17 protein-coding genes are annotated in these 17,153 nt (G+C 73.0%); 4 read left to right on the top strand and 13 right to left on the bottom strand.

The annotated features are described in order from the left end of the window. From DEI83_RS14980 to hemE, 9 genes are all read right to left on the bottom strand, one after another. The coding region (locus DEI83_RS14980; RefSeq protein ID WP_111082737.1) for a uroporphyrinogen-III synthase at nucleotides 1-826 on the bottom strand (826 nt) is incomplete at its 3' end. Between the two features lie 52 nt (nucleotides 827-878). Beyond that, nucleotides 879-1,937 carry a hydroxymethylbilane synthase gene (hemC, locus tag DEI83_RS14985; protein WP_111082738.1) on the bottom strand — a complete coding sequence of 353 codons (1,059 nt, stop codon included), beginning with the start codon at nucleotides 1,935-1,937 and terminating at the stop codon, nucleotides 879-881. After that, complete coding sequence (locus DEI83_RS14990) at nucleotides 1,934-3,166, bottom strand: ferrochelatase (protein WP_111082739.1); 1,233 nt, start codon at nucleotides 3,164-3,166, stop codon at nucleotides 1,934-1,936. The genes hemC and DEI83_RS14990 overlap by 4 nt, the downstream gene beginning before the upstream one ends. Beyond that, nucleotides 3,163-3,900 carry a hydrogen peroxide-dependent heme synthase gene (hemQ, locus tag DEI83_RS14995; RefSeq protein WP_111082740.1) on the bottom strand — a complete coding sequence of 246 codons (738 nt, stop codon included), beginning with the start codon at nucleotides 3,898-3,900 and terminating at the stop codon, nucleotides 3,163-3,165. The genes DEI83_RS14990 and hemQ overlap by 4 nt, the downstream gene beginning before the upstream one ends. Nucleotides 3,901-4,011: 111 nt before the next feature. Next, complete coding sequence (locus DEI83_RS15000) at nucleotides 4,012-4,251, bottom strand: DUF3618 domain-containing protein (protein ID WP_258371243.1); 240 nt, start codon at nucleotides 4,249-4,251, stop codon at nucleotides 4,012-4,014. 34 nt (nucleotides 4,252-4,285) lie between these two features. After that, complete coding sequence (locus tag DEI83_RS15005) at nucleotides 4,286-4,744, bottom strand: phage holin family protein (protein ID WP_111082741.1); 459 nt, start codon at nucleotides 4,742-4,744, stop codon at nucleotides 4,286-4,288. Further along, nucleotides 4,741-5,007 (bottom strand): hypothetical protein, encoded by a 267-nt coding sequence (locus DEI83_RS15010; protein WP_111082742.1) that lies wholly within the window; start codon nucleotides 5,005-5,007, stop codon nucleotides 4,741-4,743. Before DEI83_RS15010 ends, DEI83_RS15005 begins: the two co-directional genes overlap by 4 nt. A 117-nt stretch (nucleotides 5,008-5,124) precedes the next feature. Then, the gene (locus DEI83_RS15015) at nucleotides 5,125-6,477 is read right to left on the bottom strand and encodes an NAD(P)/FAD-dependent oxidoreductase (protein ID WP_111082743.1); all 1,353 of its coding nucleotides are present in this window, start codon (nucleotides 6,475-6,477) and stop codon (nucleotides 5,125-5,127) included. Then, nucleotides 6,474-7,619 (bottom strand): uroporphyrinogen decarboxylase, encoded by a 1,146-nt coding sequence (hemE, locus tag DEI83_RS15020; protein WP_111082744.1) that lies wholly within the window; start codon nucleotides 7,617-7,619, stop codon nucleotides 6,474-6,476. The genes DEI83_RS15015 and hemE overlap by 4 nt, the downstream gene beginning before the upstream one ends. A 74-nt stretch (nucleotides 7,620-7,693) precedes the next feature. On the opposite strand from hemE, the gene DEI83_RS15025 reads away from it, so the two are divergent. Both DEI83_RS15025 and DEI83_RS15030 read left to right on the top strand, forming a co-directional pair. Beyond that, nucleotides 7,694-8,998, top strand: a complete 1,305-nt coding sequence (locus DEI83_RS15025; protein WP_111082745.1) for a glutamyl-tRNA reductase — start codon at nucleotides 7,694-7,696, stop codon at nucleotides 8,996-8,998. 41 nt (nucleotides 8,999-9,039) lie between these two features. After that, entirely contained in the window at nucleotides 9,040-9,444 is a 405-nt protein-coding gene (locus DEI83_RS15030; RefSeq protein ID WP_258371246.1) for an NUDIX domain-containing protein, read from the top strand. Nucleotides 9,445-9,462: 18 nt separating this feature from the next. Here DEI83_RS15030 and DEI83_RS15035 read toward each other — a convergent pair whose 3' ends face one another. The 3 genes from DEI83_RS15035 to DEI83_RS15045 all read right to left on the bottom strand — a co-directional run bounded on the left by DEI83_RS15035 (nucleotide 9,463) and on the right by DEI83_RS15045 (nucleotide 12,904). After that, a complete protein-coding gene (locus tag DEI83_RS15035) occupies nucleotides 9,463-9,738 on the bottom strand; it encodes a hypothetical protein (RefSeq protein WP_111209814.1) in 276 nt (91 codons plus the stop codon). Nucleotides 9,739-9,941: 203 nt separating this feature from the next. Then, complete coding sequence (locus DEI83_RS15040; protein ID WP_111082747.1) at nucleotides 9,942-10,940, bottom strand: serine hydrolase; 999 nt, start codon at nucleotides 10,938-10,940, stop codon at nucleotides 9,942-9,944. After that, a complete protein-coding gene (locus tag DEI83_RS15045) occupies nucleotides 10,940-12,904 on the bottom strand; it encodes a M13 family metallopeptidase (protein WP_111082748.1) in 1,965 nt (654 codons plus the stop codon). Before DEI83_RS15045 ends, DEI83_RS15040 begins: the two co-directional genes overlap by 1 nt. A 201-nt stretch (nucleotides 12,905-13,105) precedes the next feature. On the opposite strand from DEI83_RS15045, the gene DEI83_RS15050 reads away from it, so the two are divergent. Beyond that, a complete protein-coding gene (locus DEI83_RS15050; protein WP_111082749.1) occupies nucleotides 13,106-14,458 on the top strand; it encodes a uracil-xanthine permease family protein in 1,353 nt (450 codons plus the stop codon). A 75-nt stretch (nucleotides 14,459-14,533) separates the two neighbouring features. Then, a complete protein-coding gene (locus tag DEI83_RS15055; RefSeq protein WP_111082750.1) occupies nucleotides 14,534-15,868 on the top strand; it encodes an MATE family efflux transporter in 1,335 nt (444 codons plus the stop codon). A 49-nt stretch (nucleotides 15,869-15,917) separates the two neighbouring features. On the opposite strand, the gene DEI83_RS15060 is transcribed toward DEI83_RS15055, so the two are convergent. Beyond that, nucleotides 15,918-17,129: a LacI family DNA-binding transcriptional regulator gene (locus tag DEI83_RS15060; RefSeq protein WP_220036815.1), complete on the bottom strand. Its 1,212-nt coding sequence runs from the start codon at nucleotides 17,127-17,129 to the stop codon at nucleotides 15,918-15,920. Nucleotides 17,130-17,153: the final 24 nt, after the last annotated feature.

Raw genomic sequence — 17,153 nt, forward strand, 5'->3', positions numbered from 1 at the left:
GGTGGGGTGGGAGGGTCTCGACCACGGCGTCGAGGAGGGCTTCGGCGGACCGGTCGGCTGCGACGACGTGCACGGGCAGTCCGGCGGTGCGGGCCTCGTCCGCAGTGCCGGGGCCGATGCAGGCGATCCGGGTGCGGGGGTCGAGGGGGGAGAGTCGACGAGCGACTTCGCGGGCGACGCTGCCGCTCGTCACGAGCACGACGTCCGGTACCGGGTCGGTCGGGATCCGCTCATCGCCGGTCCCGACGGTACGGTACGCGACCACGTCCTCCACGTCGATGCCCCGGGCACGCAGACCGTCGACGAGCGTCGGGGCGGCGAGGTCCGAGCGCGGGTGCAGGACGAGTCGGGCGTCCGCCGGGAGTGCCCGCACGAGTCCGGCCGCGGAGTGGTCGTCCGGCACGAGGTCGACGGTCCATCCGACGGAGCGGGCAGCACGGGCGGTCGCCTCGCCGACGGCGGCGACGCGGACCCCGGACGGGAGCCCCGGCATGCGTTCCGCGAGGACCCGCACGGTGGTCGCACTGGTCACCACGAGCCAGTCGGCGCTCGCTCGGCCGTCACCCGTGCCGTCGAGGTGCGACGACTCGCCGCGTGCGGGTCGTCGAGGTTCCACGATGTCGGAACCCGACGCCTCGAGGTTCCGGAATTCCGGAACCGGGGAGGGGCGGCCGGCCGCGAGCCGCGCGACCATCCGGTCGAGGGGACCGGCGTCGAGCGGCGGCGCGTCGGTGACGAGCGGGACGATGCGCGGGTCGAGCCCGCGTGCCCGAGCCGCCGCGGCGACCCGTGCTCCCCACGCGCCGCCGCGCGGGACGACGACCACGGGCCGGTGCCCGGTCGTGTCGTCCCGCGTGGTGTCCGTGGTGATCGTCGCCCTACTCGGTCGCGGTGACGGACGTGTCGGACGGTCCCTCGGTGCCGGGGGTGTCGAGGCCGGGGCCGACGGTGTGCTCGGCGTCGTGCTCGGCCGAGTCGGACCCGGCGGAGCTCGACAGGTCGGCCAGCTCGGCGGCGCCGTTCTCGAGGAGCTCGGCGGCGACCCGGTCGGCGACGGCCAGGGCCTCGTCGAGGCGGTCCTGCGCGGATCCGTCAAGCACGGCCGCATGGGACGCCGTCCGGTACTCGGAGCCGTCGGGACGGTAGACCGTCGCCGAGACGAGGAGCATCTCGGCGTCGACGACCGCGGTGGCACCGATCGGGGCGGAGCAGCCGGCCTCGAGCTTCGCGAGCACCTCGCGCTCGGCGGTGACGGTCAGACGGGTCGGGGCGTGCTCGATCTTCCGCAGCGCGGCGAGCAGGTTCCGGTCGTCCTCGTCGGCACGGATCTCGACGGCGAGGGCCCCCTGACCGGGAGCGCTCGGCCAGAAGCCCAGGTCGAGCAGCTCGGTCGCGGCGTCGAGCCGGCCGATCCGTCCGAGTCCGGCCGCGGCGAGCACGACGGCGTCGAGGTCGTCCTCGACACGGGCGAGCCGGGTGTCGATGTTGCCGCGGATGTCCACGACGTCGAGGTCGGGCCGGTCCGCCTTGAGCTGTGCCACGCGGCGGGGTGATCCCGTGCCGACCTTGGCACCTTCGGGCAGGGTCTCGATCGTCGCGCCGTTCCGCGCGACGAGGACGTCACGGGCGTCAGCACGCTTCGGCACCGCGCCGATGGTCAGGCCCGGGTACGGCGCGGTCGGCAGGTCCTTGAGCGAGTGCACGAGGACGTCGACCTCGTTCGCCACGAGCGCCTCGCGCAGGGCCGACGCGAACACGCCGGTCCCGCCGAGGGACGCCAGGGAGGCCCGGTTCGTGTCACCCTCGCTCGTCACCGTGACGAGTTCGACCGGTCGGCCGGACGCCTTCGCCAGTCGGTCGGCGATGTCCTGCGACTGGGCGACCGCCAGGCGGCTGGCTCGGGTGCCGAGGCGGATCGGAGTCGGCCCGTCGGTCACGGGGCGACGCCGGCGGCGGCGGGCTTGAACCCCGCTCGCACGTTCTCGCAGCACCCCGGACGGCACACGTCGTACCAGGGGCCGATGTCGGTCATGTGCGGACGCTCGACCTTCGGCGTGCCGTTGACGCGCTCGAGCACCAGGTCGACGAGCCCGGACACGTAGGCCGGGTCGATGCCGGGCGTCTGCGTGCGGAGCGACCAGAAGCCGAGCTCACCGGCGGTCTCGGTGGCTTCCTCGTCGAGGTCCCACATGACCTCCATGTGGTCGCTGACGAAGCCGAGCGGCACGATGAGGACGGCGCGGGTCGGTCCGCCCTTGAGGTCCTCGTTCATGTAGTCGTTGATGTCGGGCTCGAGCCACGGCTGCGACGGGGGGCCGGAGCGGGACTGGTAGACGAGCTTCCAGGCGGGCTTCGACGTACCCTGCAGGTGCGCGTGCTCGGGCTGCTCGAGCAGCTCCGCCCAGGCCTGGTCGAGGACGACCTCGCCGACCGCGAGGTGCTGCGCCTCGTACGCCCCGTGCTCGTCGAAGCCGCGGTAGTCCGGGCCGGACCGGGCGGCGTCGGTCGACGGGATCGAGTGCGTGGAGAACAGCACCTGCAGCTCGGTCGCGACGTCGAGGCCGTCGTTCTCGGCGATCGCGCGGGCCATGCCGTCGCGGACCCCGTCGATGAACGGTCGGACGAAGCCCGGGTGGTCGAAGAACTGCCGGATCTTGTCGATCTGGATCGTGTCGATCAGGCCGGTCTCGTTCAGCACGCGGGCGTAGTCCTCGCGGTACTGGCGGCAGCTGGAGAACGACGAGTACGCGCTCGTGGCGATCGCGATGAGCTTGTTGTAGCCCTTGTCGGCCGCCTCGGTGAACGCCTCTTCCAGGTAGGGCTCCCAGTTGCGGTTGCCCCAGAGGACGGGCATGTCGATGCCCCGAGAGGCGAGCTCACCCTCGAGCGCGGCCTTGAGCGCACGGTTCTGGGCATTGATCGGGCTGACGCCGCCGAAGTGGCGGTAGTGGTGCGCGACTTCTTCGAGACGCTCGTCCGGGATCCCGCGGCCACGGGTGACGTTGCGGAGGAACGGGATGACGTCGTCCTGGCCCTCGGGCCCGCCGAAGCCGGCGAGCAGGATCGCGTCGTACGCGGTCGGGGTCTCGACGTGCTCCGGGCCGGATGCGGCCGCCGGGGTGGCGGCGAGGACCTGGCCGTTCGTGATCATGCTGGTGTCGGTCATGACAGCACCTCCGGGAGTTCGGCGGTCGTCACGCGACGACCCGTGTAGAAGGGCACTTCTTCGCGGACGTGCATGCGGGCCTCGGTGTAACGGAGGTCGCGCATGAGGTCGACCAGGTCGACCAGGTCCGGGCTCTCGAGGGGCAGGATCCACTCGTAGTCGCCGAGCGCGAAGGAGGCGATGGTGTTCGTCAGGACGCGGCGGTACTTCGCGCCGGCGATGCCGTGGTCGCGGAGCATCCCCGAGCGCTCCTCTTCCGGCAGCAGGTACCACTCGTAGGAGCGCACGAAGGGGTACACCGTGATCCAGGCTTCCGGGTCCTTGCCACGGAGGAACGCCGGCGTGTGCCGTTTGTTGAACTCGGCTTCGCGGTGCATGGCCATCGCGTGCCAGACCGGCTCGGCGTCCTGGAACAGGGCCGTGCGGCGGATCTCGCGGAGGACCGCCTGGATCGCCTGTGCGTCGTCACCGTGCAGCCAGATCATGACGTCCGCATCGGCCCGGAAGCCGGAGACGTCGTAGAAGCCGCGGATGGTGACCCCGCGCTCGGCACCGGCGGCCACGACGGCGTCGAGCTCGGCGACCGAGTCGTCACCACCGCGCTGCACAGCGCCGACGGGACGGCGGAAGACCGCCCAGAGGGCGTAGGCGGTGAGCAGGTTCGGGTCGATCCCGGAGGCCGGGTCCGTCTCGTGCGCTGCGGTGGTTGCTGGGGTGGGCACGTCAGTGCTCATGGATCGGTCGTCCTCCACGTCTGCCGGGGGTGTGGTTCGCCGGCCCCCTTCGCCGAGCGGGCGTCCGGGACGATCGTCCACCGCGGCTCGCGAAGGCTCGCCGCGTGTGGATCACCGCCGTCGGAGCGCCGCTACGACGATACCCCCGACCACTGCCACTCCCGCTGCGAGCCCGGCCAGGTACGGCACCGGGTTCTCGTCGAGGCCGCGCTTGACCTTCGACGCCGCGACGCCGAGCTGCTTCGGGACGTTGAGCTTGTCCTCGATGGCGTCGAGCGTGTCGAACAGCTGGGCACGGGTGGCGGCGACACGGTCGGCGATCGCGCCGTGCTCGTCCTGGGGGTCGGTCACTGGTCCTCCGGTGGAGTCGTGGGGATGACGGGGGTCAGAACCGGCCGTCGACGTCCGGCTTGCGCGAGGCGCGCTGCGTCTCCGGGGTCGGCTTGCGGCCGAGGCCCTTCACCGCGTTGACGTCGTTCTTGACGCTGGCGATCGTGCGCTTCGGCGTGACCGGCAGGCCCTTCTTGAGCCGCTTCCAGCCGATGAGCCCGAGGACCGCGGCGACGATGAGCATCAGCACCGCGAGGAGCAGCGCCGCCAGCCACGCCGGCATCACGGTCGCGAGTCCCATCACCGCTGCGGTGAGGAGCACGCCGATCGCGTAGAGGACGATGACGAGCGCGGCGACGAGGATGCCGGCGGCGACCGCGAAGACCTTCGCCTTGCCGATCATCTCGGCCTTGAGGAGGGCGATCTCTCCCTGCACCAGGTCCTTGACGAGGTCGGGGACGTCCTTCACGAGGCCGAACAGCGACCGCGACTTCCGGTCGCGTGTGTCGGTCATGAGATCTGCGAGCCCTTGTCGGCCGACGCCTTCGAGCTCACCTTGCGGACGACCTTCTTGGTCTGCTCACCGATGAAGTCGGCGACGTCGGGCGTGCGGTCCTGCACGAAGCCCTCGACGTCGTGGACGCTCTTCTGGACGCCGTTGCTGTTCCAGATCTTGCCGCTGACGGTCTTGATCTGCTCGTACCGCGCCCGACCGGCTCGCGATCCCAGGACGTACCCGAGTGCTGCGCCGGCGACGAACAGGAGCTTTCCTCGCATGAGCGATTCCTCCGTTGGGTCAGTGTGCTTGGTGATGCACCGTGTGTGGGTCATGCACCGATCGGCATGTGTCCGACGGTTCCCCCAACAGTAGCCCTCGGCGGGTCCGCGGTCCGCTCAGGAATCCAGGATGCGTCCAGCGGCGGCGCGGGCCGCGGTCACGATGCCGGACAACCCCCGGCCGGAGGACGCCTCGCCGATCCCGACCACACCGTCCGCCAGTCCGGCGGCCTCGGCGTCCGGTCCGTGCCAGCGGACACGCGCGGCTCCGACGACGTGCTCCGGCCCGACGGGCAGCCCGAGCAGCGCGGTCGCGTCCGTCGTCGCCCGCACGCTCACCGGACCGGCCGGGTCGACCGGGAGGCTCGTGGCCACATCGTCCGCGTCCGTCGCGTCGGCAGCGCCGGTCGTCGACCCCGAACCCGCCGGGGGCAGGGCGTAGCTGAGTCGCAGCACGTGCCTCCCGGCCGCACGTTCCGCCAGCCACGGCCACTTCACCGTCGCGTGCGTGAGCGCCTTGGCGGCCACGCCCGTCGCGGCGGGGTGGACGAGCATCCCGGTGCCGCGCGGGGCGTCGTCGAGTTCGGGCCGGTCCACGACCAGGGTGACGAGTTCGATGCCGGACCGCCGCGGGGCCGCCGTCCGGGCCGGGTCGGCGACGGTCGCGAACACGTGGTCCGCGGCCAGGCGCTCGGTCCGGCCGTCCGCCGAGGCCGTCTCCACCGCGACCCGCTCGACCCGGGTGGCACGGGTGTGCAGCCGGACGTCGACCCGGTACGTGTCGAGGTCGGCGACGAGTTCGTCCACCAACCGGGCGATCCCGCCGCGGAGACCCTGCACGGCGGACCCGGCCACGGCACGCTTGCGGAGGGCGAGCACCGCGCGGGCGAGCGACCCCTCACGCTGCAGGGCGGCACGCAGCCCGGGCGCCACACGGTCGGGGTCGAGGTCGTCCGGGTGCGTCGAGTGCACGCCCGCGACCACCGGCACCACGAGGTCGTCGAGGACCGTCGCGCCCATCCGACTCCGGACCATCGCGCCGAGCGAGGTAGCCCGCGCCCCGATCGGCGAGGGCAGCAGCGCGTCCATCTGCGCGCGGAGGGCGCCCGCGCCGCCGACCACCGCGATGACGTCCGCCGCCATCGGGGTCCCCGGGATCCCGAGCAGGCCGGTCGAGGGGATCGGGGCGGTCCGGCCGTCGCGGGTCATCAACCACGCTCCCCGTGGGTCCGGCGAGACGATGTCGTTGCCGAGGCCGAGCTCGACGGCGAGCGAGGACACGGCGTCCGTCCGGGTCGCGAACGAGTCCGCCGCCATGTCGAGGTCGAGGCCCGCGACCGTGTGCCGACGGATCATCCCGCCGAGCACGCCGGAGGCCTCGAGGAGCACGACGTGCGCGCCGCCCTTCGCGAGGTCACGCGCGGCGACCAGCCCGGCGACGCCGCCGCCGACCACGACGACGTCGGTCATGCCGCGGCGCTCCTGCCCGGGTCGGTCCGGGTCTGGTCGGCCTGCGTCCCGTCGCCGAGCGAGTGCACGAGCTCGACGACGCGGGTGAGCACGGTCGGGTCGGTCTCCGGCGGCACCCCGTGCCCGAGGTTGACGACGTGCGCCCGGGCGGCTCCACCGCGACGGACGACGTCGCGGACGTGGGCCTCGAGGACGTCCCACGGGGCCGAGAGCATCGCGGGGTCGATGTTGCCCTGCAGCGTCACGTCGCCGCCGACGCGCTGCGCGGCCTCGTCCAGGGGCAGACGCCAGTCCACACCGACCGCGTCGACGGCGCCGTCCCGACCGCCGTCGCGGCCGCCGACCGCGGCCATGTCAGCGAGCACCTCGCCGCTGCCGACACCGAAGTGGATCCGGGGGACGCCGAGGTCGGTCACGTGGGACAGTGCCCGTGCCGAGTGCGGGGCGACCCGGGACACGTAGTCCGCACGCGACAGCGATCCCACCCACGAGTCGAACAGCTGCGCGGCCGAGGCACCCGCGAGCACCTGCGCGCGGAGGAACGCCCCCGACACGTCGGCGGCCCAGTCGAGCAGGCGCGACCACGTCTCCGGCTCGGCGTGCATCAACGTCCGGGCACGGATGTGGTCCTTCGACGGGCCGCCTTCGACCAGGTACGCGGCGAGGGTGAACGGCGCACCCGCGAAGCCGATCAGGGGCGTGCTGCCGAGCTCCGCGACCGTCCGCGCGACGGCCTCGGTGATCGGGGCGAGGGCCTCCGGCTCGAGGGGGCGCAGGGCGTCGACGTCCGCCGCCGACCGCACCGGCGACGCGAGGACCGGACCACGACCGGGGACGATCTCGACGTCCACGCCCGCGAGCTTGATCGGCACGACGATGTCGCTGAAGAAGATGCCGGCGTCGACCCCGTGCCGACGGACCGGCTGCAGGGTGATCTCGGACGCGAGGGCCGGGTCGAGGCACGCGTCGAGCATCGCCGTCCCGACGCGGAGCTCCCGGTACTCCGGCAACGACCGGCCGGCCTGCCGCATGAACCACACCGGCAGCGTCTCCGGCCGGTCCCCGCGGAGGGCGCGGACGAGCCTGGAGCCCGCGGTGCGGCCGTCGGCGAGCGGATGGGTGGTCGGGAGCGCGTCGGTCACCGGATGATTCTCGCACCGCGAACAGGACGGCTCCCCGACCCGGTGCTCGGGACGCCGGGGTTACCATTGAACACGTGCTCATCTGTCTCACGGCGTCGCATCGCAACGCCAGCTTCGACCTCCTGGAGCGTCTGAGCATCGGAGCACCCGCGGCCGCCAGCCGCCTCGTCACGGACTCGGACGTCCTCGACGGCGCCGTGGTCCTCGCCACGTGCAACCGGTTCGAGGCCTACCTCGACATCGCCGGTGACGACGACGCCGCCGTCCGTGCCACGGTGGAGGCCGTCTCGGCAGCGAGCGAACTGCAGGCGGACGAGGTCCTCGACTCCGTGCAGGTCCTGGGTGGCGGGGACGTCGTGCAGCACCTCTTCGCCGTGTCGAGCGGGCTCGAGTCCGTCGTCGTCGGCGAGACCGAGATCTCCGGGCAGGTCCGGCGGGCGCTCGAGGACGCCCGCCGCAACGGCACCACCACCTCGGACCTCGAGCGGCTCTTCCAGGAGGCCGCGCACACCTCACGCGGTGTCAAGACCCGCACCCGCATCGGTGCCGCCGGGCGCTCGCTCGTCCGCCTCGGGCTCGAACTCGCGTCTTCGCGCATCACGGACTGGGCCGGCACGCGCGTGCTGCTCGTCGGCACCGGCAGCTACGCCGCCACCACCATCGCCGCCCTACGCGACCGCGGAGCCGAGCACATCCAGGTGTTCTCGCCCTCCGGCCGCGCGCCGTGGTTCGCCGCGAAGCACGACCTCGTCGCCGCCACCGACCTGCGCACCGCGATCGGCACGAGCGACGTCGTCATCACCTGCACGTCGAGCGAGGTGCCCGTGGTGGAGGCATGCGACCTCGACGACGGTGCCCGCCGCATCGTGATCGACCTCGGCCTCCCCCGCAACGTGCATCCCGACGCCGCCGACGTCGACGGCGTCGAACTGCTCGACCTCGAGACGATCAGCATCCACGCCCCGATCGCCGAACTGAACGCCGAGACCGAAGCGCGCGCCATCGTCGACGACGCCGTCTCCCGCTTCCGCGCACAGGCCCTCGAGCAGTCGACGACCCCCGCGCTCGTCGCCCTCCGCAAGCACGTGTTCGACATCCTCGACGACGAGATCGACCGCGTGAAGCGTCGCGGCGACACCACCCCGGAGTCCGCCGAGCAGACCGAACGTGCTCTCCGACACCTCGTCGGCGTGCTCCTGCACCGGCCCTCCGTGCGCGCCCGCGAGCTCGGTCGTGCCGGACGCGGCGACGACTTCACCGGGGCCCTGGACGCCCTCTTCGGGGTCCGCCCCGAGCCCGCCGCGGACGTGCCGTCCGCCGTCGTGCCCCTGGCCGAGCGGGCCGCGCGCGTGCGCGACGACGAGGCGGACGCGAGCTGAGCGGCTCGGCCGGTCCGGGCCTCCCGACCGGCGGCCCCGTCCTGGACGTCAGCGCACTCCTGCTCGTCCGCGACCGACGTGTGCTCATGGTCCGTGCCCGGGGGCGCGACGTGCTCTACCTGCCGGGCGGCAAGGTCGAGCCCGGGGAGAGCGCCGTCGACGCGGCCGTCCGCGAGGCGTTCGAGGAGACCGGGCTGCGCCTCGGCGCAGCCGACGTCGACGAGTTCGCCACCGTGACCGAGCCGGCCCACGGGCAGGCGCCGGGCACGGTCGTCGCGATGACCCTGTTCCTGGCCCGGCCGGGAGGCGCGCTCGACGCCGCCACGCCCGTCCCCTCGGCCGAGGTCGACGAGGTGGAGTGGGTCACCTCCGCGGACGCCGGGCGCTGCCCGCCGGCCGGGGTGGAGACGCTCCGCCTGCTGACGCAGGCCGACCTCGTCGACTGAGGCCGGCCCGCCTCGCTGTCACCGGTCGCGGTCGGTGTACTCGCCAGCCGTCTCGGGACCACCGGGCTCGACGTCGCCGGGGATGTCCGACTCGACGTACTCACCCTGCTCACCCGCGGACTCGGGGCGCCGTTCCCCGGGGATGTCGCTCGACACGAACTCGCCGACCGGCTCGTCGTCGGTGACGCGGTGCTCGCCGGGGATCTCGCTGTCCACGAACTCCCCCGCACGCTCGTCCACGCCGTCCGCCCGGTCCTCGTCGCCGCGTGCTGCCTCGTGCTTGCCTGCTGCCATCGGTCTGTCCTTCCGTGTCGGCACGTCGTCGTCGACGTGCACGCTGCCGATCCTGCCCGATCCGGCTGTGCGACGGTGCGTTCGTGGGAGGACGTGCGCGGTGCACCTCGGTGGCGACGAAGTGCGACGTGTCGGACCGGGCGGCCGGCCGGGCCCGTCGACATGCCGGACGGGACGAGGTGCCGGGCCGGGACGCGCGGTGCTCAGCGCTCGGCGGGGGCGTGCACGACCTCGAGCACCTCGGTCCCCATGGTGCGCAGGGCGTCGACGACCGCGAGGCGACGCTGCAACGAGTCGTCCTCGAACCGGACCGTGACCGCGTAGCAGACCGACGACGCCGGCCCGCGGAGCACCCCGGCCTCCGCGCGGACGCCCGGTCCGGAACCGGTGACGGCGACGGACTGCAGGCCGTGGTCGAGCGCCCGGTGTGCGAGCGGGTCGAGCCCGAACGACCCCGCGACGAGCGACATGTCGGCGGCGAGCGACGACCAGCCGAGCACGCGGTTCGACACCGCCTCGTCGACGACCTCACCGAGCGCGAGTCCCCGGAACAGCCAGCTCAGTTCCCCCGCGCTGGCGACCGACACGTCCGGGGCGTCGTCCGGCCCGCGGCGGTCACGCACCCGGTCGATGAGGGCGGTCCGTTCGATCCCGAGCGACTCCGCCCGGGACCGCACGGCGTCGATCCCGACCGTGGTGAGCAGCGCGTTCGTCGCCCAGGCGTCCGCGGTTGCTCCGACCAGGGTCGCCAGGTCCGACACCTGCATGGTCGGCTCCTGCAGGAACTGCCACAGGCCGGCCCCGGTCGCGGTGTCGCGGGCCATCCGCTGGAGCCGGTCACCGTGCAGGCGACCGTCCTCGAGCTGCGCCGCGACCTCGATGAGGAGCAGCACCCGCCCGAGGCTCGCCACGGGCTGCACGAGGCGGTCGTCGATCGCGAGCAGCGCCCGCCCGGTGGACGTGTCGATGATCGACGCGCTCACCCCGGCGCCGTCCACCGCGATCGCGCCGAGCGCCTCGGTCGTCGCCGTGAAGCGCTCGTCCGCGCCTCCCCGGTGCTTCCCCCGACTGCGGCCGCCACCACCGGCACGGCCCCCGCCCGCGGAGCCGCTCCCGGCAGCACCACCGTCGGGGTGACCGCCGTCGCCGGGACGTCCGGGGCGGCGCCGGCGCGACGAGTGCGGCGCGTCCGGCTCCACCATCACCAGATGGCGACGCGCTCGGCCGGAGCCAGGTACATCGCGTCGCTGTCCGAGACGGCGAAGGTGTCGTAGAACACGTCGATGTTGCGCACGATCTGGTTGCAGCGGAACTCGTTCGGCGAGTGCGGGTCGATGCTGAGCAGGCGCTCGGCCTCCTCCGGACGGATCGCCATCCGCCAGGCCTGCGCCCAGCTGAGGAAGAAGCGCTCGGCACCGGTCAGACCGTCGATGACGGGAGGCTCGGCGCCGTCGAGCGAAATCAGGTACGCCTTCCACGCGATCGAGAGCCCGCCGAGGTCACCGATGTTCTCGCCGATCGTCAGCGCACCGTTGACGTGGCCGTCCGGCACCTCGGTCGGCACGAGCGCGTCGTACTGCGCGATGAGGGCCTTCGTCCGCTGTTCGAACGCCTGGCGGTCGGCCTCGGTCCACCAGTTCTGCAGGCGGCCGTCACCGTCGTACTGCGAACCCTGGTCGTCGAAGCCGTGCCCGATCTCGTGCCCGATGACCGCGCCGATCGCGCCGTAGTTGGCCGCGGCGTCGCGGGTCGCCTCGAAGAACGGGAACTGCAGGATCGCCGCGGGGAACACGATCTCGTTGAAGCCCGGGTTGTAGTACGCGTTGATCGTCTGCGGGGTCATGAACCACTCGTCGCGGTCGATCGGCTTCCCGATCTTGCCGAGCTCGCGGTCGACCTGGAACGACGCGATGGCCCGGACGTTGGCGAGCAGGTCGTCCGGTCGGATGGGCAGGGCGCTGTAGTCGCGCCACTTCACCGGGTAGCCGATCTTCGGCGTGAACTTGTCGAGCTTGTCGAGCGCGCGGGCACGCGTCTCGTCGGTCATCCACTCGAGTCCGGTGATGCTCTGCCGGTAGGCCTCGACCAGGTTCGCGACGAGGTCGTCCATCGTGGCCTTCGAGGTCTCGTCGAAGTGCTCCTCGACGTAGATGCGACCGACCGCTTCGCCCATGGCACCCTCGACGAGCGAGACACCGCGCTTCCAGCGGTCACGCTGCTTCGGCGCACCCGTCAGCGCGGTGCCGTAGAACGAGAAGCTCGTCGCCGAGAACGCACTGGTGAGGTACGGGGCGGAGGCCCGGATCACCTGCCAGCAGAGCCAGTCCTTCCAGACGGGCAGCGGCTGCTCGCGGAAGAGCTGCGCGAGACCCGTCAGGAACGACGGCTGTCGGACCACGACGGTGTCGAAGGCCCCGGCGGGCGCGGCGATGGCGTCCCACCAGATGCGGAGGTCGACGCCCTCGGCGAGCGCCGACACCTCGTCCCACGGCAGCTTGTTGTAGGTCTTCTGGCTGTCGCGGGTTGCGACGTTGTCCCAGTGCGCCGAGGCGATGGCCGTCTCGAGCGCGATGACGTGCTCGGTCCGGTCGCCGCTCTCGTCGTAGCCGGCCAGGGGGAACATCGAGCCGACGAACTCGCGGTACTTCTCGCGGATGTCGGCGAACCGGTCCTCGCGGTAGTACGACTCGTCGGGCAGGCCGAGACCGGACTGCTCGAGGAACACGATGTAGGCGTCCGGGTCGCCCGGGTCGTTGTCCACGAAGAGCTGGATGAAGCTCGGCAGCCCGAGCCGCTCGAAGCGACCGACCATGCGGAGCACGTCGTTCTTGTCCTCGATCGCGGCGATGTCGGCCAGGAGCGGCTCGATCGGCCCGGAGCCCGCGGACTCGAGGGCGACCTCGTCGGTGAACGACGTGAAGAGGTCACCGACCTTCCGCTGTTCGGTGCCCGGCTCGGCGTGCTGCGCGCGCTCGATGATCGTGCGCACGGCCGCTTCGGCCTCTTCCGCCAGGACGGTGAAGGACCCGTACCGGGCCTTGTCGTCCGGGATCGGGGTGTCGGCGATCCACCTGCCGTTGACGTGCCGGTAGAGGTCGTCCTGCGGCCGCACCGACTCGTCGAGTTCGTCGGTGCGGATTCCGGTGGTGCCTGCGACGTCGGTCATGGTCTCCACGATAGCCACCGGTCCCCGGTCCGCCACCCGGTCCCGTCGTCGAACAGGAGGTCGTGGCCCTGCCGCAGGCCGCCGTCGTCGTCGACCCGAGAACCCAGCCGAACCCGGTCGGCCGATCTCGAACGCCAGGCCGTCCTCAACAGGGCCGTCGCCAGCGCCCGTCGGAGCGCGACTGCCCGGTACGGTCGTCGCATGGGACTCCCTTGGAAGCTGCACGGCGACGGCCGCACCGTAGCCGCATCGGCGATCGTGGCGCCGGACGAACGACTCACCTGGGGCCGGACGATCGGCCTCGGCGTGCAGCACGTCGTCGCGATGTTCGGTGCCACGTTCCTGGTCCCGCTCATCACGGGCTTCCCGCCGTCGACGACCCTGCTGTTCAGCGGCATCGGCACGATCCTGTTCCTGGTCGTCACCGGCAACCGCCTGCCGAGCTACCTCGGCTCGTCGTTCGCGTTCCTCGCACCGATCGGGGCCGCGACGGAGATCGGCGGGATCCCGCTCGCGCTGTCCGGCATCATCGTCGTCGGAGCACTGCTCGCGGTGGTCGGCGGGATCGTGCACCTGGCGGGTGCCGGGTGGATCGACCGCCTCATGCCCCCCGTGGTCTCCGGGGCGATCGTCGCGCTCATCGGGTTCAACCTCGCTCCGGCCGCGCGGGACAACTTCGTCGAGGCTCCCGTCGTGGCGGCGATCACCCTCGCCGCGATCGTCCTCTGCACCGTGCTGTTCACGGGACTGGTCGGTCGGCTGTCGATCGTCGTCGGGGTCGTCGTCGGTTACCTCGCCGCTCTCGTCGCGGGCGAGGTCGACCTCGGCGCGGTGCAGGACGCCGCCTGGGTCGGGCTGCCGACCTTCACGGCACCGGCGTTCGACCTGTCGCAGACCGCCGTCTACCTCGGGTTCCTGCCGGTCGTGCTCGCCCTGGTCGCCGAGAACGTGGGCCACGTCAAGGGTGTCGGCCAGCTGACGGGCCGCGACCTCACGCCGTTGACCGGCCGCGCACTGTTCGCCGACGGGGTCTCGACCGTGCTCGCCGGCGTCGGCGGCGGTTCCGCCACCACGACCTACGGCGAGAACATCGGCGTGATGGCGGCGACACGGGTGTTCTCCACCGCCGCGTACTGGGTGGCGGCCGTCGCGGCCGTGCTCCTCGGGCTCTCGCCGAAGATCGGCGCGGTCATCTCGACCGTGCCACCAGGGGTGCTCGGCGGTGCGACGACGGCGCTCTACGGCCTCATCGGAGTCATCGGCATCCGCATCTGGGTCGAGAACCGCGTCGACTTCGCCAAGCCGAAGAACCAGCTCACCGCGGGCATCGCGCTCATCATGGGCATCGCCGACTTCACGTTCTCGTTCGGCGGGGCGACCTTCGGCGGCATCATCATCGGCACCATCGCCGCGATCGTCGTCTACCACCTCATGGACCTCATCGGCCGCGCCCGGGGCACGGACCCGGCGACGCCGGACGCGACCGACGCCGACCGCGCAGCGACCGGCGGCATCCCCGTCGAGCCGCGGGTGGACGGACGCGAGCGGGCCTGACCTGCCGGGCGGGCGTGCCGTCAGCCAGGGCGGCGACGGCCCCGCGTCGACCGTACCGACCGGCAGGATGTCCTGGTGCCCTCCGCGTCCGAGACCGACCGCCGCCACGTCCGACGAGCCGTCGACCGCGACATCGTCCGGCTCGCGCTGCCGGCGCTCGGCGCGCTCGTCGTCGAGCCGCTCTTCCTGCTGACGGACACCGCGCTCGTCGGGCACCTCGGCGCGACGTCGCTCGCCGCCGTCGGTGTGGCGAGCGCGGTCCTGCAGACGGTCACGGGCCTCCTGGTCTTCCTCGCCTACGCGACGACACCGGCCGTGGCGCGGGCCCTCGGTTCCGGCGACCGACGCGGGGCGGTGCACGCGGGCATCGACGGGATGTGGCTCGCGCTCGGTCTCGGTGTCGTGCTCGCGCTCGTCGGGTGGCCGCTCGCCCGACCGCTCATCGACCTGTTCGGTGCCACGCCGGAGGTATCGGCCGCCGCCACCGCGTACCTCACCGTCTCGCTGATCGGGCTGCCGGGCATCCTCGTGGTCACGGCCTCGACCGGGTTGCTGCGCGGCCTGCAGGACACCCGCACGCCGCTCGTCGTCGCGACCGTGGGGTTCGTCGCCAACGGGCTCCTCAACGCGCTGCTCGTCTACGGCCTCGGGTGGGGTGTGGTGGGGTCGGCGGCGGGCACCGTCGTCGTCCAGTGGGCGATGGCCGCGGTGTACGTCGGCATCGCGGTCCGCGCGGCCCGTGCCTCGGGTGCGCCGCTCCGGCCGGGCGCCTCCGGGGTCGCGCGGGCGCTGCGGTCCGGAGCCTGGCTCTTCCTCCGCACCGCGTCCCTGCGGATCGCGATGCTGGCGACGATCGCCACCGCGACCGGCCTCGGCACGATCGGCCTCGCCACGACCCAGATCGGCCTGACCGTCTTCGGCACCGTGGCGTTCGCGCTCGACGCGCTCGCGATCGCGGGGCAGGCCCTGGTCGGGCACGCCCTCGGGGCGCGGGACGCCGAACGGGTGCGGCTCGTGACCGGGCGGCTCGTGGTGCTCGGCATCGCCGGCGGCGTCCTGCTCGGGGTGCTCACGTTCGCCGCCAGCGGCGTCCTCGGGCCGGTGTTCTCGGACTCCGAGGCGGTCCGGGCGGCGCTCCCCCTCGTGCTGGTCCTCATCGCTGCGGGGCTGCCGGTCGCCGGGTACGTCTTCGTGCTCGACGGGGTGCTCATCGGCGCGGGTGACGCCCGGTACCTGGCGCTCGCGGGGGTCGTGAACCTGGTCGTGTACCTGCCGCTGCTGTGGTGGCTCGGGGACGGCCTGGCATCGCTGTGGGCGGTGTTCTCGTTCGGGTACATCGGCGTGCGCGCGGTGACGCTCGGGCTGCGGGCGCACCGGCCGGGGTGGATCGCGGCGGCACTGGCGCGGTGACGGGGCGTGCCTCCCGGCTGGCGACGACCCGTACAGGCGACCGGCGCCGCTACCCCCGCGGCGCCGCCGTGGTGTCCCCGATCCGCAGCTCCGACCGGAACGACGCCGGCTCCGGCGACTCCCCCTCGAGCATGGCGAGCGCCGCCCGGGCAGCCGCCTCGCCCTTCGGCACGAACGGCTGCACGAGCGTCGTGAGCTGCCGGATCGGCGAGCGGTGCAGCAGGCTGTCGTCCACCTGGATGCCGTCGAACCCCACGACGCTGACGTCCTCCGGGACGCGGAGTCCGGCCTCGAGCGCGGCGGAGATCACGCCGACCGCGAGCAGGTCGCTCTGCGCGACGACCGCGGTGGGCGGCTCGACCCCGGGCGCGAAGAGCGCTGCCCCGGCGATGCGCCCTTCCTCCACCGAACTGCCCGCCGTCGCGATCGCCGGCGCGTCCGGGTAGACGCCGCGGACGCCGCGGAGCCGCTCTGTCGTGGTGAACGCGGACGACGAGCGCTCCCGGTCCGGGTTGACCGGGCCGCGCTCGCGTGCGCTGTCGAAGGGCAGGGTGACGACGGTGACCTGCTCGTGGCCGAGGTCCCGGAGGTACGCGGCAGCCCGTCGGGACGCCTCGCGGTTGTCGAGGTGCACGGGGACGGCGCCTTCGATGGTGTCGGCCTCGATCGCCACGACGGGTATCGACCGCCGCCGCAGGACCGCGACCGCCGGGTCGATGCGCACGTTGCACCCGATGAGGATGACGGCGTCCATCGGGGCGTCGACGAGCGGCGCCATCCCGCGCTCGTCGTCGAGCGGGCTCCGGACGAGCAGCAGCGACACCCCGGCGGCACCGGCGACCTCGGCGATGCCGTCGAGGGTCAGCACGTTCACGGGGTCGCGGAAGGCGTCGCTCAACCGGTCGTCGAGCACGACGCCGATGACGCCGGAGCGGCCTCGGCGCAGCGAGCGGGCGCGCGGGTCGGGTCCGTCGTAACCGAGTTCGGCGGCGACGGCGAGGATGCGCTGTCGGGTGTCCTCCGACACCGGCCCGCTGCCGCTGAAGGCGAGGGAGGCGGTGGACGGTGCGACACCGGCCGCCCGGGCGACGGCGGCGAGCGTCGGTCGGGCTGCACGACCGGACCGGGAGGCCCGGGTCACCTCCGCTGCGTCCGGTCGCCGGGCAGCACCGCCGGCCCCGGCGGCGTCGCCCGGCCGTGCAGCGCGGTCCGCGTCCGGGCGGGTGCCCGACGCGCCGAGGTCACTTGCCGTGTCGTCCATCGGTCGTTAGCGTAACGGCTACCC

Origin of the sequence: Curtobacterium sp. MCBD17_021, assembly GCF_003234525.1 — a bacterium.
Classification (GTDB): domain Bacteria; phylum Actinomycetota; class Actinomycetes; order Actinomycetales; family Microbacteriaceae; genus Curtobacterium.

Bases quoted from the DNA above. Each gene is read 5' to 3' on its own strand.
- DEI83_RS15035 (WP_111209814.1), bottom strand. From the start codon at position 9,738: ATGGCAGCAGGCAAGCACGAGGCAGCACGCGGCGACGAGGACCGGGCG.
- DEI83_RS15050 (WP_111082749.1), top strand. From the start codon at position 13,106: ATGGGACTCCCTTGGAAGCTGCACGGCGACGGCCGCACCGTAGCCGCA.
- DEI83_RS15015 (WP_111082743.1), bottom strand. From the start codon at position 6,477: ATGACCGACGTCGTCGTGGTCGGCGGCGGCGTCGCCGGGCTGGTCGCC.
- DEI83_RS15045 (WP_111082748.1), bottom strand. From the start codon at position 12,904: ATGACCGACGTCGCAGGCACCACCGGAATCCGCACCGACGAACTCGAC.
- DEI83_RS15060 (WP_220036815.1), bottom strand. From the start codon at position 17,129: ATGGACGACACGGCAAGTGACCTCGGCGCGTCGGGCACCCGCCCGGAC.
- hemQ (WP_111082740.1), bottom strand. From the start codon at position 3,900: ATGAGCACTGACGTGCCCACCCCAGCAACCACCGCAGCGCACGAGACG.
- DEI83_RS15010 (WP_111082742.1), bottom strand. From the start codon at position 5,007: ATGCGAGGAAAGCTCCTGTTCGTCGCCGGCGCAGCACTCGGGTACGTC.
- DEI83_RS15005 (WP_111082741.1), bottom strand. From the start codon at position 4,744: ATGACCGACACACGCGACCGGAAGTCGCGGTCGCTGTTCGGCCTCGTG.
- DEI83_RS15040 (WP_111082747.1), bottom strand. From the start codon at position 10,940: ATGGTGGAGCCGGACGCGCCGCACTCGTCGCGCCGGCGCCGCCCCGGA.
- DEI83_RS14990 (WP_111082739.1), bottom strand. From the start codon at position 3,166: ATGACCGACACCAGCATGATCACGAACGGCCAGGTCCTCGCCGCCACC.